The organism is Polynucleobacter sp. AP-Titi-500A-B4 (assembly GCF_018688095.1).
In the GTDB taxonomy this organism is placed as follows: domain Bacteria; phylum Pseudomonadota; class Gammaproteobacteria; order Burkholderiales; family Burkholderiaceae; genus Polynucleobacter.
On sequence record NZ_CP061311.1, the window covers coordinates 1,703,949 to 1,717,864 of the forward strand.

The following is a 13,916-nucleotide window of genomic DNA, read 5'->3' on the forward strand; positions in this document are numbered from 1 at the left end:
ATAATTTGCCTCTTATGCCAAATGCCTCAAATACCCCTAATTCACCAGCAGCCGGTTCGGTTGACGAACTGGCCAAATCCTATGAACCCGCCCCGATTGAAGCTTATTGGGGGCCGGAGTGGGAAAGCAGAGGTATTGCTGACGCCAGCATGGATGAAGGTAAAGGCGATTTTTCGATTCAGCTCCCACCGCCCAACGTCACCGGGACACTGCATATGGGTCACGCATTTAATCAAACCATCATGGATGGCTTAGTGCGTCATGCTCGTATGTCTGGCAAAAATACCTTGTGGGTTCCCGGGACTGACCACGCGGGTATTGCTACGCAAATTGTTGTTGAGCGTCAACTCGATGCCCAAAAAGTTTCACGCCATGACTTAGGACGTGAAAAGTTCCTAGAAAAAGTCTGGGAATGGAAAGAAACTTCCGGCAATACCATTACTCGTCAAATTCGTCGCTTAGGCGCATCGATAGATTGGGGTAAAGAATATTTCACAATGGACAGCAAGATGTCCAAAGCGGTGGTTGAAGTATTTGTGCGCCTGCACGAGCAAGGTTTGATATATCGCGGCAAGCGCTTAGTAAACTGGGATCCTGTTTTAGGAACTGCAGTTTCTGATCTAGAAGTGGTCAGCGAAGAAGAAGATGGCTCTATGTGGCACATCCGCTATCCACTGACTGATGGCTCAGGCCACCTGACTGTTGCTACCACCCGCCCAGAAACCCTGCTGGGTGACGTTGCAGTGATGGTGAACCCAGAAGATGAGCGCTACAAGCACCTCATTGGTAAGTCAGTCAATTTACCTTTATGTGACCGGGAAATTCCGATCATTGCGGATGACTATGTTGATTTGAACTTCGGCACTGGTGTCGTGAAGGTAACCCCTGCACACGACTTCAATGACTATGCAGTAGGACAGCGCCATCAATTGCCATTAATCAACATTCTCACTTTGGACGCCAAGATTAATGAGAATGCGCCTGCTACTTATCAAGGCATGGAGCGCTTTGCTGCTCGCAAACAAATTGTTTCCGACTTAGATGCGGCTGGTTTATTAGAAAAAGTTCAGCCGCATAAATTAATGGTGCCACGTGGCGATCGTACCCAAACCATCATTGAGCCAATGCTGACGGACCAGTGGTTTGTAGCGATGTCTAAACCCAGTCCAGATAACCAATATCAACCAGGCTCATCGATTGCTGGCGCGGCATTAGATGCTGTGACCAAAGGCGACATCAAACTGGTGCCAGAAAACTGGATTAATACCTACACACAGTGGTTAGAGAATATTCAAGACTGGTGTATTTCTCGTCAACTCTGGTGGGGCCATCAAATTCCCGCCTGGTATGGCGATGATGGCCAGATTTTTGTTGCCCGCTCTGAAGACGAGGCTAAGGCTAAAGCTGCTGTAGCTGGCTACACCGGCAATCTGAATCGCGACCCAGATGTTCTCGATACGTGGTTTAGTTCAGCTCTGGTGCCATTTAGTTCATTAGGCTGGCCCGATGAAACGCCTGCTTTAAATCACTTCCTACCTTCATCAGTATTAGTGACTGGTTTTGACATCATCTTCTTCTGGGTAGCTCGCATGGTCATGATGACCTGTCACTTCACCGGCAAAGTACCATTCCATACCGTGTATGTTCATGGCTTAGTGCGTGATGCCGAAGGCCAAAAAATGAGTAAGTCCAAAGGCAATACTCTGGATCCGATCGATTTGATTGATGGCATCAAAATTGAGGAGTTAGTGGGTAAGCGCACTACTGGCTTAATGAACCCAAAACAAGCTGAAAGCATTAGCAAGAAAACTAAAAAAGAATTTCCGGAGGGTATTCCGGCATTTGGTACGGATGCATTGCGCTTCACCTTTGCATCTCTTGCTTCACTCGGCCGCAACATCAACTTTGATCAGAAGCGTTGTGAAGGCTATCGCAATTTCTGCAACAAACTTTGGAATGCCACTCGCTTTGTTTTAATGAACTGCCCTGGTGGCGATGAAGACAATGGCTTGGCGCCCTGCGACAACCAATGCGGTCCTGAAGGTTATCTCGATTTTTCTCCGGCAGACAAATGGATTGTTTCTCAATTACAAAGAACAGAAGCAGACGTTGCAAAAGGTTTTGAAAACTATCGCTTTGACAATATTGCTAGCAGCATCTATCAGTTTGTCTGGGATGAGTATTGCGATTGGTACTTGGAGCTTGCCAAAGTGCAACTGCAAACTGGCACACCTGCCCAACAGCGTGCGACACGTCGTACTTTGCTGCGTGTTCTGGAAACAATTTTGCGCATGGCCCATCCCTTGATTCCATTCATTACCGAAACACTCTGGCAAACCGTTGGACCAAAGTCTGGTAAAGAGTTAGCAAAACAAACCAAGCAAACGATTGCACTTCAGCCCTACCCGATTTCTCAACCCGAAAAGATTGATGAGAAAAGTGAAGCATGGGTTGCACAAGTGAAAGCAATTGTGGATGCCTGTAGAAATCTCCGCGGCGAGATGCAAGTGCCCCCAGGCCAAAAAGTCCCGCTGTGGATTTACGGTCCTGATACCTTCTTACAAAAAGCAACACCCTATTTGCTTGCGCTGGCAAAACTCACAGAAGTCAAAATCTATAGCGATGAATCCGCTCTCGAAAAAGATGCTCCGGGCGCTCCGATTGCCTTAGTGGGCGACATCAAACTCTTACTGAAGATTGAGGTCGATGTGGCTGCTGAACGGGCTCGTCTTAGTAAAGAAATAGAACGTCTTGCCAATGAAATCACCAAAGCCCGCAGCAAATTGGGTAATGAGAGTTTTGTGGCCCGCGCCCCAGTTGAGGTTGTAGCCCAAGAAAAACAACGTCTTGCTGGGTTTGAGCAAAATCATGAGAAGCTTGTTGCACAATTAGAGCGCCTTAAATAAAGATTGGATATGCAATGCCACTGACTACCAAAGCCGTTACGAAAGCAGTTTTCCCTGTTGCTGGTCTTGGCACACGCTTCTTGCCAGCCACCAAGGCAAGCCCGAAAGAAATGCTCAACGTCGTTGATAAGCCACTCATTCAGTACGCCGTAGAAGAGGCAATTGCGGCTGGTATTACTGAAATGATTTTCGTTACCGGCCGAAGCAAGCGCGCCATTGAAGATCACTTCGATAAAGCCTATGAGCTGGAGGCTGAACTCGAAGCCAAAAATAAACAGGCACTGTTAGATATTGTGCGTAGCGTAAAACCAAGCCATGTGGATTGTGTCTACGTTCGTCAGCCTGAGGCCTTAGGTTTAGGTCACGCAGTATTGTGCGCAGAAAAACTCGTGCGTGATGAGCCGTTTGCCATCATCCTGGCCGATGACTTATTGGATGGGCAACCCCCAGTACTCAAGCAAATGCTGAAGGTATTTGATGAGCAAAATGGCTCTGTCATTGCGGTTGAAAAAATTGACCCTGCTAAAAGCAGTTCTTACGGTATCGTCGCCGGCGCAGAAGTAGCCAAAGGTATTTATCGCTTGAACGGTATCGTAGAAAAACCACAGCCCAAAGATGCGCCATCCAACTTGGCTGTGGTTGGTCGCTACGTTCTCTCTTCCGATATTTTTGCGCATATTCGCAACCTCAAGCCCGGTGCAGGCGGTGAGATCCAATTAACCGACGCGATCGCCTCGCTCCTTAAGGAGGAGCCCGTATTTGCTTATGAATACGATGGCGTGCGCTATGACTGCGGTAGCAAATTAGGCTATCTCAAAGCTTCTGTGGAATTTGCATTGCGCCACCCAGAGGTGTCTACTGACTTTGCAGCCTATTTAAAGAGTCGTTCTTTAACGTAAGTCTCTCCGGCAGAAAACAAAAAAGGCAGGATATTCCTGCCTTTTTCTTTGGATCAAAACTTTTTTAGTCGTACTTTGTTTATCTTCTCTTTAAGAAGAACACCAAGACATCACCTTCAGTGGTGCTAGCAATTAACTCGTTACCAGTTTGCTTAGCAAAGGCTGGAAAGTCTCTAGCAGCTCCTGAATCAGTTGCCTTAATTTTGAGAACCTCACCCGTTTGCATCGTTGCCAAGGCCTTCTTGGTACGCAGGATTGGTAATGGGCAGTTCATCCCGATAGCGTCTACTTCAGCATTAAAAGTAATATTCGTCACTTCACTCATTTGCTAGCCACCCAATCTTTTACGCCATCTAAAGCCGCGCCCAATTTACTTGGATCATTGCCCCCAGCCATGGCCATCTCTGGCTTGCCGCCACCCTTGCCGCCTACCTGTTGAGCAACAAAGTTCACCAGATCACCAGCCTTCACTTTGCCAATTGAATCAGCAGTAACGCCAGCGATTAAGCTGACTTTATCGCCTTGAACGGAAGCCAAGACAATTGCCGCTGTTTTCAGTTTTGCTTTGAGTGCATCCATGGTTTCACGGAGAACACCTGCATCAGCGCCATCTAATCTTGCCGCCAATACCTTCAAGCCATTCACATCAATCGCTTGGCCAGCCAACTCATCACCTTGGCTAGCAGCGAGTTTGGAGTTGACTTTTTCTAGCTCGCGCTCAGCTTGGCGCAAGCTGTCTTGCAGTTGCGCAACCCGATTGACTAAATCGCCTGGATGGGTTTTCAGAATTGCGGCAGCTTCATTGATTTTGTCTTCCAAGCTTTGTAAAAATTGCAACGCATTATTACCAGTAACCGCTTCAACGCGGCGAATACCAGCAGCGACGCCACCTTCAGAAACAATCTTCAAGCTACCGATATCGCCAGTGCGTGACACGTGAGTGCCACCACACAGCTCTTTAGAGGTGCCGATTTCTAGAACTCGCACTTCATCACCATACTTCTCACCGAAAAGCATCATCGCGCCAGTCTTTTGGGCGTCATCTAAGGACATCACTTTTCCAGAGGTAGCCGTATTGGCCAAAATCTCTGCATTCACAATGTCTTCAATTCGACGAATCTGCTCTGCTGTGATGGGGGCATTGTGTGTAAAGTCAAAACGGGTTTTAGTAGCGTCTACTAAAGAGCCCTTTTGTTGCACATGATCACCCAAAACTTCACGCAAGGCTTTATGCAAGATATGGGTTGCGCTGTGATTGCGCATCGTCTCGGTTCTTTGCTGAACATCAACCAATGCGTTCAGAGCATCACCAACTTTGAGCTCTCCCTCGAGCACTTCACCTTGATGTCCAAAGACATCGGCCTGAATCTTAAAGGTGTCATCTACTGAAAAACGAACAGACTCATTGCGAAGCTCGCCTTTATCACCTACTTGGCCGCCTGATTCGGCATAGAAAGGGGTGTTGTCCAACACGATAACAGCTGCATCGCCCGCTTTGACTGAGGCTACTTCAGAGCCATCAACATACAGAGCAGTCACTTTTGCATTTTCATGCTTCAGCGTATCGTAGCCATGGAACTGAGTAGGCTTACCTTTGTAATCAAGGCCTTGGGCAACCTTAAACTTACCAGCTGCTCTAGCTTGATCGCGTTGCTTTTGCATAGCAAGTTCAAAACCTTCGCCATCCACTGTCACACCGCGTTCACGACAAACATCCGCCGTCAAATCCAATGGGAAACCAAATGTGTCATGCAAGCGGAAAGCGGTTTCGCCATCCACCACTTTGGCGCCACCAGCTAAAGCACCATCCAAAATTTCCATGCCATTGGCAATGGTCTGGAAGAAGCGCTCTTCTTCTTGCTTGAGCACTTCGCTGACTTTGTCTTGTGCAGCACGTAACTCTGGATAAGCATCGCCCATCTCTTTTACAAGCGCCGGAACCAATTGATAGAAGAATGGTTTACGTGCGCCCAGTTTGTAGCCATGGCGAATCGCACGACGCGCAATACGACGGAGAACATAACCACGCCCCGCATTGCCAGGGATGACACCATCGACCACAATAAAACTACACGCACGAATATGATCTGCAATAACCTTCAATGAGGGACTTGCAGCATCGCAGTTCTCGCCACCAGCAGCATCGACCGCATCCTTAGCAGCCTTGAGCAGATTGACGAAGAGGTCAATCTCGTAATTCGAGTGAACATGTTGCAAGACTGCTGCAATTCGCTCCAGACCCATACCAGTGTCAACGCTAGGCTTAGGTAGAGGATGCATGACGCCCGCTTCGTCACGGTTGAACTGCATGAACACGTTGTTCCAAATTTCAATATAACGGTCACCATCTTCTTCTGGGCTACCAGGTGGGCCACCTGGAATGTGATTGCCGTGATCGTAGAAAATTTCCGTACAAGGACCGCAAGGACCAGTGTCCCCCATCATCCAAAAATTATCAGATGCGTAGCGTGCGCCTTTGTTGTCCCCAATACGAATGATGCGATCTGCAGGAACACCAATTTGGTCTTTCCAAATGGCATAGGCTTCGTCATCTTCTGCATAGACAGTGACCAATAGCTTATCTTTCGGCAACTTAAAGACTTGGGTCAATAAGTCCCAGGCAAACTGAATGGCATCTCTCTTGAAATAGTCCCCGAACGAGAAATTACCCAACATCTCAAAAAAGGTGTGGTGACGAGCGGTATAGCCCACGTTATCTAAGTCATTGTGTTTTCCGCCAGCCCGTATGCATTTTTGAGCAGTGGTGGCTCGGTTATAGGGGCGCTTATCAAAGCCCAAAAACACGTCTTTAAACTGGTTCATGCCCGCATTGGTAAACAGCAAAGTGGGGTCATCCCCAGGAACTACGGGGCTGGACGGGACAATTTGGTGGCCATTTTGGGCAAAGAAATCCAGGTAAGCCTGGCGAATTTGGGATACTTTCATAGCGATAATTATCGCATTGGCACTAGCCTAGGGCAAACGCTAGGTAAGAGGACCTAAACCTGCCTTACAATCCCACAACATTAATAAAAATCGGCACTTAAGCACTTAAGTCGACAAACAAGGAGAGCAACTTGAAAATTCGCAATCAACGGGATTTTGGGGCGGGGGTCATGTATATGGTCATCGGCCTCTTCTTCACCATCGTAGCGACCAATTACCCCATGGGTACGGCTGCCAAAATGGGCCCAGGTTATTTCCCATTTTGTCTCGGCATCTTAATGACAGCTTTGGGCCTATTGGTTCTGCTTCAGTCTCTGAGCGCTAAAGCTGCTATCGAAGCTATCCCCAAGTTCAACTGGAGAATCATTGCCCAGATTACTGGATCCGTTGTTCTGTACGGCTTGTTATTACCAAGAATGGGTTTCTTAATTGCTGTTGTTGTTCTGGTTTTAGTGTCTGCCAGCGCCAGCAAAGAATTTACTTGGAAAGGTTCGTTGATTAATGCGAGCTTCCTCGTAGCCTTTACTTATTCAGTCTTTGTAATGGGTCTGAAACTTCAGTTCCCACTCCTGCCTGTATTCCTACAACAATAACGAAACGGGACTCTGAAAAATGGATTTATTTGCTAACTTAGCTCTCGGTTTCGATACCGCGTTCACACTCCAAAATCTCTTGTATTGCTTAATCGGCTGTATCTTGGGAACCCTGATTGGCGTTTTGCCTGGTCTTGGTCCTATCGCTACGATTGCGATGCTCTTGCCAGCAACTTACGCACTACCTCCAATCGCTGCATTGATTATGTTGGCTGGTATTTACTACGGCTCACAATATGGCGGATCCACTACTGCGATTTTGCTCAATATCCCAGGGGAAACGTCCTCGGTGGTGACGGCGATTGACGGCTATCAAATGGCCCGAAATGGCCGTGCAGGTGTGGCACTGTTTACAGCCGGTATGGGTTCATTCTTTGCAGGTTGCGTAGCAACCTTAGTGTTGGCGGCTTTTGCTGCACCACTCTCACAACTCGCCTTTAAGTTTGGTCCTGCAGAATATTTCTCGCTGATGGTTTTGGGATTGATTGGTGCAGTGGTATTGGCATCTGGATCCTTGATCAAGGCAATCGGCATGATCATCTTGGGCCTATTAATGGGCTTAATCGGCACCGACGTGAACTCCGGTGTATCACGCTATGCCTTCGACATTCCTGAATTGAGTGACGGTATTGGCTTCGTAGCAGTTGCGATGGGTGTATTCGGTTTCGCAGAAATCATGGGCAACCTTGAGAAATCTGGCGATGACGAAGGCTTCTTGAACAAGATGACCACGATGATTCCAACCAAGCAAGACATTAAGCGCATGATTCCATCGATCTTGCGCGGCACAACCATCGGCTCCATCTTGGGAATCTTGCCAGGTGGCGGTGCGGCATTGGCTGCGTTCGGCGCTTACTCTGTTGAGAAAAAGTCCTCTAAATTTAGCCATGAGTTTGGTAAGGGTGCGATTGAAGGCGTTGCGGGTCCTGAGTCAGCAAATAATGCTGCAGCCCAAACCTCATTCATTCCATTACTCACACTCGGTATTCCGCCAAATGCGGTGATGGCCTTGATGGTTGGTGCGATGACCATTCATAACATTCAACCAGGTCCACAAGTGATGACCAGCAACCCAGCATTGTTCTGGGGTCTGATTGCTTCTATGTGGATTGGTAACGTGATGTTGATTCTCTTGAACTTGCCCCTCATTGGTATTTGGGTAAAGCTCTTGAAGATTCCTTATCGCTTTCTCTACCCAGCAATTTTGGTGTTCTGCTGCATCGGCGTGTACACCGTGAACAACACTGTGTTTGACGTTTATGTAACTGCAGGCTTTGGCTTGATTGGCTACCTCTTCTTCAAACTAGGTTGCGAACCTCCCCCATTGCTCTTGGGCTTCGTGCTCGGACCGATGATGGAAGAGAATTTCCGTCGTGCATTGCTCCTGTCTCGCGGTGATTTCACAACCTTTGTAACCCGCCCACTGTCCTTGGGATTGCTGATTGCTGCAGCCCTCTTGGTAGTGATCGTGGCCCTGCCAGCAGTGAAGAAGACTCGCGAAGAGGCATTCGTCGAAGACTGATTCTCTGAGGCCTAACAGGAACGAGCCCGCAGCAGTTTGCGGGCTTTTTCTTTATGGGTCTTGGGGTTTTCTCTACAATGTGGCTATGTCCCAAGATAGCAAGTCCTCTAAAGTAGCCGCTGGCGCAGTCGCCGAGCCTTCCAACTTTTTACGTCAGATCATTGATCATGACTTAGCAAGTGGTGCTTTTTCTCAGCGCACCAATTTAGCTGGCGAACCCATCCCAGCCATCATTACGCGCTTTCCGCCAGAACCAAACGGTTATTTACATATTGGTCACGCAAAAAGTATTTGCCTCAACTTTGGTTTAGCAGCTGATTACAACCATCAGGATGGTGGCGCACGTTGTAATATGCGTCTGGATGACACCAACCCTGTCAAAGAAGATATTGAGTACGCCGATAGCATTTTGGATGCCGTGAAATGGCTCGGCTTTGATTGGGGCACACATCTTTATCACGCTAGCGATTACTTTGATCGTCTTTATGAATTTGCTGAAATTCTGATTCAGAATGGTAAGGCCTATGTCGATAGTCAAAGTGCTGATGACATTCATACCAATCGCGGTAATTTTGGACAGACTGGAAAAAATAGCCCTTATCGTGACCGTAGTCCAGAAGAAAATCTTGCCCTCTTTCGCGAAATGCGTGATGGTAAGTTCAAAGATGGTGAACATGTCCTGCGCCTGAAAATTGATATGGCGCATCCCAATATCGTGATGCGTGACCCAGTGGTCTACCGGATTCGCCATACCGACCACCACCGCACTGGAAGCAAATGGTGCATCTATCCGCTCTATGACTTCACTCATTGCATTTCCGATGCACTCGAGAACGTCTCTCACTCTATTTGCACCCTAGAATTTGAGAACAATCGTCCGCTCTATGACTGGATTGTGAGCTCATTAAAAGAGCTGGGCGTCTTTAAAGATCCTGTGCCACATCAATACGAATTCGCACGTCTTAATCTGACTTACACCATCACCAGTAAACGCAAACTATTGCAACTCGTTGAAGAAAAACATGTGGATGGTTGGGATGATCCACGGATGCCAACAATTGTCGGCATCCGGCGTCGTGGTTACACCCCAGAAAGTATTCGCTTATTCTGCGAACGTATTGGCGTCTCTAAAGCGGATAGCTGGATTGACATGAGCACGCTCGATCAAGCCTTACGTGATGACCTTGAAGCCAGGGCACCACGAGCGACCGCAGTATTAAAGCCGCTCAAGCTCGTAGTAGACAATTTTGATGTTGCTGCAAAAGAGCCATGCTCAGCACCACGCCATCCAAATCATCCCGAATGGGGCAATCGTGAATTTAACTTCACGCGTGAACTGTGGATTGAAGCCGATGACTTTATGAAAGAGCCGATCAAGGGTTTCTTTAGACTCTATCCGCCAATTGGTGATCAACCTGGTAGCCGCGTGCGCTTACGTCATGGCTTTGTGGTGGAGTGCACAGGCTTTGAGACCGATGCAGCCGGTAATGTCATCCAAGTCAATGTGACCCACTTCCCTGATAGTAAGAGCGGCACCCCTGGCTCCAATAACTATAAGGTGAAGGGCAACATTCACTGGATCAGCGCTGCCGAAGCGATTCCAACTGAGGTTCGCCTCTACGATCACCTCTTTACTGATCCTCATCCCGATAGCGGTGATAAGAATTTCTTAGATGCAATTAATCCAAATTCTAAAGAAACGATTTCTGCTTACTTAGAGCCCTGCATGAAAGATACCAAAGCTGAAGATCGTTTTCAGTTCGAACGTCATGGCTACTTTATTGCCGATAAAGCAGACTCCAAGCCTGGCAAGCCTGTATTTAATCGTACAGTCGGCCTGAAGGATTCTTGGAAGTAGTCTTCAGAAAATCCGCCACGCTAGGATAACGTAGCGGGGTTTTTAGCTCATGCAATCGAGTATTCGTAACTCGTCTGGATTCCCGCATAAATGACCAGAGCATGGGGTTTACTATTTTTTGCAACTCACTAGCGGGCATGCGAGGCGGCCTATCCAAACCAAACGCATCAGCCACTTCATCAAAATAATCGCCCATCTTGGTTTCACCACCATCACAGGTGTTAATGACTCTCTGCGGTTTACCGTGATAGACCGCGGCACAAACCAAGCGCGCCAGATCATCACTATGAATATGGTTCGAGTACGAATCTTCTTCAGGCAATAGTGCTGGAGTTTTAGATTGCAAACGCTCAATGGGCAAACGGTCAGCAGCATAGATTCCAGGGACACGCAAAATAGTCACCGCTACGCCATGAGCAGGGCCCCATAAACGCAAGACTCGCTCTGCATCTACCCTTCTCTGTGCCCGCTCACTTTGAGGGCTGACTGGGGTTGCCTCGCTCACTTTGGCACCTCGGTGATCCCCATACACACCAGTAGTGCTGATGTAGATCAGGCGCCTGACGACCTGAGATCCTTGGGCTAAAATTCTCAATAGGTTGCGGGTTCGGCAATCACGATTTCCTTGGTTTTGGGGTGGCGCTAGATGAATGACGGTTTGAGCTAAACCGGATAGACGCCATAGAGTTTCTGGATGATCCAGATTACCCAACATTGGAATCGCGCCAACCTCCCTCAACTCCTGAAAACGATTTTGCGAAGAAGTGAGCGCAAAAACTCGATGACTACGGGAAAGCTGTTTTGCTACCCGAAGACCAATGTCACCGCAGCCAATAATCAGGATTGAAGGTTTACCAAAAGATTGCATAAGTGACATCGTAACGATTTATTGAAAGGAATGAGAGTGTCTTATCAGGTCACGCTCAAAACGAGCGGCAAACAATTTACTGTTACCCAGGATGAAACCGTCCTGGAGGCCGCTCTTCGCCAAGGCATCAAGCTTCCTTATGGCTGTAAAAATGGTGCTTGTGGCTCCTGTAAGGGCAAAGTTTTAGAGGGCCAAATCCGCCATGGTCAACATAGCGAGAGCGCCCTAAGCAAGACCGATGAAACCGCAGGCGGCATCTTATTTTGCTGCTCGCACCCTCAAACCGATCTACTCATTGAAGCCCGTGAAGTCCAAGGCGCCGGCGATATTGCAATTCGTAAGGTGCCCTGTCGCGTCAACACCATCCACAAGCCCAGCGAGGATGTAGCCATCTTGAGGCTACAACTCCCGGCTGCTGAACGCTTTCAGTTCTTGGCAGGTCAGTACCTCGAATTTCTCTTAAAGGATGGGCAACGTCGCGCCTACTCGATCGCCAATGCTCCTGAGCAAGAGGGTCCATTGGAGCTGCATATTCGTCACTTACCGGGCGGGCTATTTACCGACTTCGTATTTGCTGCCGTCACACCAGCCTTAAAAGAAAAAGATATCCTTCGCTTTGAAGGCCCTTTAGGTAGCTTCTTCCTAAGAGAAGACTCACAGAAGCCCATTATTTTTGTGGCTGCTGGCACAGGCTTTGCTCCGATCAAATCTATCGTTGAGCAGATGCAAGCGAAGAAGATTGATCGGCCGGTGGAGCTCTACTGGGGTGGTCGTCGCCCCAATGATCTATATCTCAATGATCTGTGCAGAACCTGGGAGCAAACCATCCCGAACTTCAAATACATTCCGGTGATTTCAGATGGAACACCTGAGGATGCTTGGCGGGGTCGTACAGGCTTTGTGCACCAAGCCGTGATAGATGACCACCCTAGCCTTAAGGACTTCCAGGTCTACGCCTGTGGAGCCCCTGTCATGGTCAATGCGGCCCGAAATGACTTCTCTGCCAAGTGCCATCTGCCCGAGGAAGAGTTCTTTGCGGACTCATTCACCAACGCGGCAGATTTGGTCGCAAATGAATTCCCATAACGTTAGATAATAGAAACCTAATTAGCTTGAATTAACCGAACCTAGCATGAACAAACCAGCCCCTATTGATACTCACTCAGTCATGTTTATTACTCAACGCCCAGAGGTGGTGATGGTTGAGGGAGTTGGCTCATGGTTAACGGATAACAACGGCAAACGCTATCTAGATTTCTTACAAGGCTGGGCAGTCAATTGCTTGGGTCATAGCAATCCAGGAATGATCGCTGCACTCAATGAGCAAGCTAAGAAGTTGATCAACCCAAGCCCAGCGTTTTACAACGAGCCGATGATTGGCTTATCCAATTTACTGACTGCCAATAGTTGCTTTAACAAAGTCTTTTTTGCTAACAGCGGCGCTGAAGCTAATGAAGGGGCAATTAAGTTAGCGCGCAAATGGGGCCAACTGCATAAAAATGGCGCCTTTGAAATTATTACGTTTGACCACAGTTTTCATGGTCGTACATTAGCCACTATGAGCGCCTCTGGTAAGCCAAACTGGGACACAATGTTTGCCCCGCAAGTGCCTGGCTTTCCTAAAGCAGATTTGAATGATTTAGATTCTGTGAAGAAGTTGGTGACGGATAAAACCGTTGCAGTGATGCTCGAACCTGTTCAGGGCGAAGGCGGCGTTATTCCTACAACTAAAGAATTTATGCGGGAGTTGCGCAAGTTCACCAAAGACAACAACATCCTTTTGATTGCCGACGAAGTCCAAGCTGGCTGTGGCCGTACAGGCACCCTCTTTGCTTATCAGCAATACGGTATCGAGCCTGACATCATGACCCTAGGTAAAGGCATTGGTGGTGGCGTTCCTTTGGCAGCCCTGATGGCAACCGATGCAGTCGCTTGCTTTGTCCCAGGCGATCAAGGCGGCACTTATAACGGCAACCCTCTCATGACCGCAGTAGGCATCAGCGTCATTGAACAATTACTAGCACCAGGATTTTTAGATAGCGTAAAAGCCAAAGGCGAATTACTCAAATCAGAATTGCTCAAACTCTCCAATGAATTCAATCTTGAAGGTGAACGGGGTGAGGGCTTGTTGCGCGCGCTGATGTTAGGTAAAGATATTGGGGCCAAGTTAGTAGAGCTCGCTCGTGAACGTAGCCCTGAAGGTCTTTTGATTAACTCCCCAAGACCAAATCTATTACGCTTTATGCCGGCATTAAATGTCAGTGACGATGAAATTCGTCAGATGTGCAATATGCTGCGCGAATTACTCAAAGAAACTGCCTAAG

General features: G+C 48.0%; 10 protein-coding genes. 7 read left to right on the forward strand and 3 right to left on the reverse strand.

Annotated elements, in window-relative coordinates; translation table 11 throughout:
* The first annotated feature begins 14 nt into the window (after window positions 1-14).
* The gene (locus tag FD968_RS08560) at window positions 15-2,906 is read left to right on the forward strand and encodes a valine--tRNA ligase (protein WP_215365562.1); all 2,892 of its coding nucleotides are present in this window, start codon (window positions 15-17) and stop codon (window positions 2,904-2,906) included.
* A gap of 14 nt (window positions 2,907-2,920) precedes the next feature.
* Window positions 2,921-3,805: a UTP--glucose-1-phosphate uridylyltransferase GalU gene (gene galU, locus FD968_RS08565; RefSeq protein WP_215365565.1), complete on the forward strand. Its 885-nt coding sequence runs from the start codon at window positions 2,921-2,923 to the stop codon at window positions 3,803-3,805.
* A gap of 79 nt (window positions 3,806-3,884) precedes the next feature.
* On the opposite strand, the gene FD968_RS08570 is transcribed toward galU, so the two are convergent.
* Window positions 3,885-4,112 carry a sulfurtransferase TusA family protein gene (locus tag FD968_RS08570; RefSeq protein ID WP_215368123.1) on the reverse strand — a complete coding sequence of 76 codons (228 nt, stop codon included), beginning with the start codon at window positions 4,110-4,112 and terminating at the stop codon, window positions 3,885-3,887.
* A 14-nt stretch (window positions 4,113-4,126) separates the two neighbouring features.
* Window positions 4,127-6,751, reverse strand: coding sequence for an alanine--tRNA ligase (gene alaS / locus FD968_RS08575; RefSeq protein WP_215365566.1), 2,625 nt, complete (start codon window positions 6,749-6,751; stop codon window positions 4,127-4,129).
* A 131-nt stretch (window positions 6,752-6,882) separates the two neighbouring features.
* Here alaS and FD968_RS08580 point away from each other — a divergent pair, with 131 nt between their 5' ends.
* The 3 genes from FD968_RS08580 to FD968_RS08590 all read left to right on the forward strand — a co-directional run bounded on the left by FD968_RS08580 (window position 6,883) and on the right by FD968_RS08590 (window position 10,724).
* Window positions 6,883-7,344 (forward strand): tripartite tricarboxylate transporter TctB family protein, encoded by a 462-nt coding sequence (locus tag FD968_RS08580; RefSeq protein ID WP_215365568.1) that lies wholly within the window; start codon window positions 6,883-6,885, stop codon window positions 7,342-7,344.
* A 19-nt stretch (window positions 7,345-7,363) separates the two neighbouring features.
* Window positions 7,364-8,866 carry a tripartite tricarboxylate transporter permease gene (locus FD968_RS08585; RefSeq protein ID WP_215365570.1) on the forward strand — a complete coding sequence of 501 codons (1,503 nt, stop codon included), beginning with the start codon at window positions 7,364-7,366 and terminating at the stop codon, window positions 8,864-8,866.
* An 85-nt stretch (window positions 8,867-8,951) separates the two neighbouring features.
* Entirely contained in the window at window positions 8,952-10,724 is a 1,773-nt protein-coding gene (locus tag FD968_RS08590) for a glutamine--tRNA ligase/YqeY domain fusion protein (protein ID WP_215365572.1), read from the forward strand.
* Here the strand turns inward: FD968_RS08590 and FD968_RS08595 are convergent.
* Window positions 10,687-11,601 (reverse strand): SDR family oxidoreductase, encoded by a 915-nt coding sequence (locus tag FD968_RS08595; RefSeq protein ID WP_251367556.1) that lies wholly within the window; start codon window positions 11,599-11,601, stop codon window positions 10,687-10,689. The two genes, FD968_RS08590 and FD968_RS08595, sit on opposite strands and share 38 nt — an antisense overlap.
* Before the next feature lie 27 nt (window positions 11,602-11,628).
* On the opposite strand from FD968_RS08595, the gene FD968_RS08600 reads away from it, so the two are divergent.
* Together FD968_RS08600 and FD968_RS08605 are read left to right on the forward strand one after the other, a co-directional pair.
* Window positions 11,629-12,678 carry a CDP-6-deoxy-delta-3,4-glucoseen reductase gene (locus tag FD968_RS08600; protein WP_215365574.1) on the forward strand — a complete coding sequence of 350 codons (1,050 nt, stop codon included), beginning with the start codon at window positions 11,629-11,631 and terminating at the stop codon, window positions 12,676-12,678.
* Between the two features lie 46 nt (window positions 12,679-12,724).
* Window positions 12,725-13,915 carry an acetylornithine transaminase gene (locus FD968_RS08605; RefSeq protein ID WP_215365576.1) on the forward strand — a complete coding sequence of 397 codons (1,191 nt, stop codon included), beginning with the start codon at window positions 12,725-12,727 and terminating at the stop codon, window positions 13,913-13,915.
* Window position 13,916: the final 1 nt, after the last annotated feature.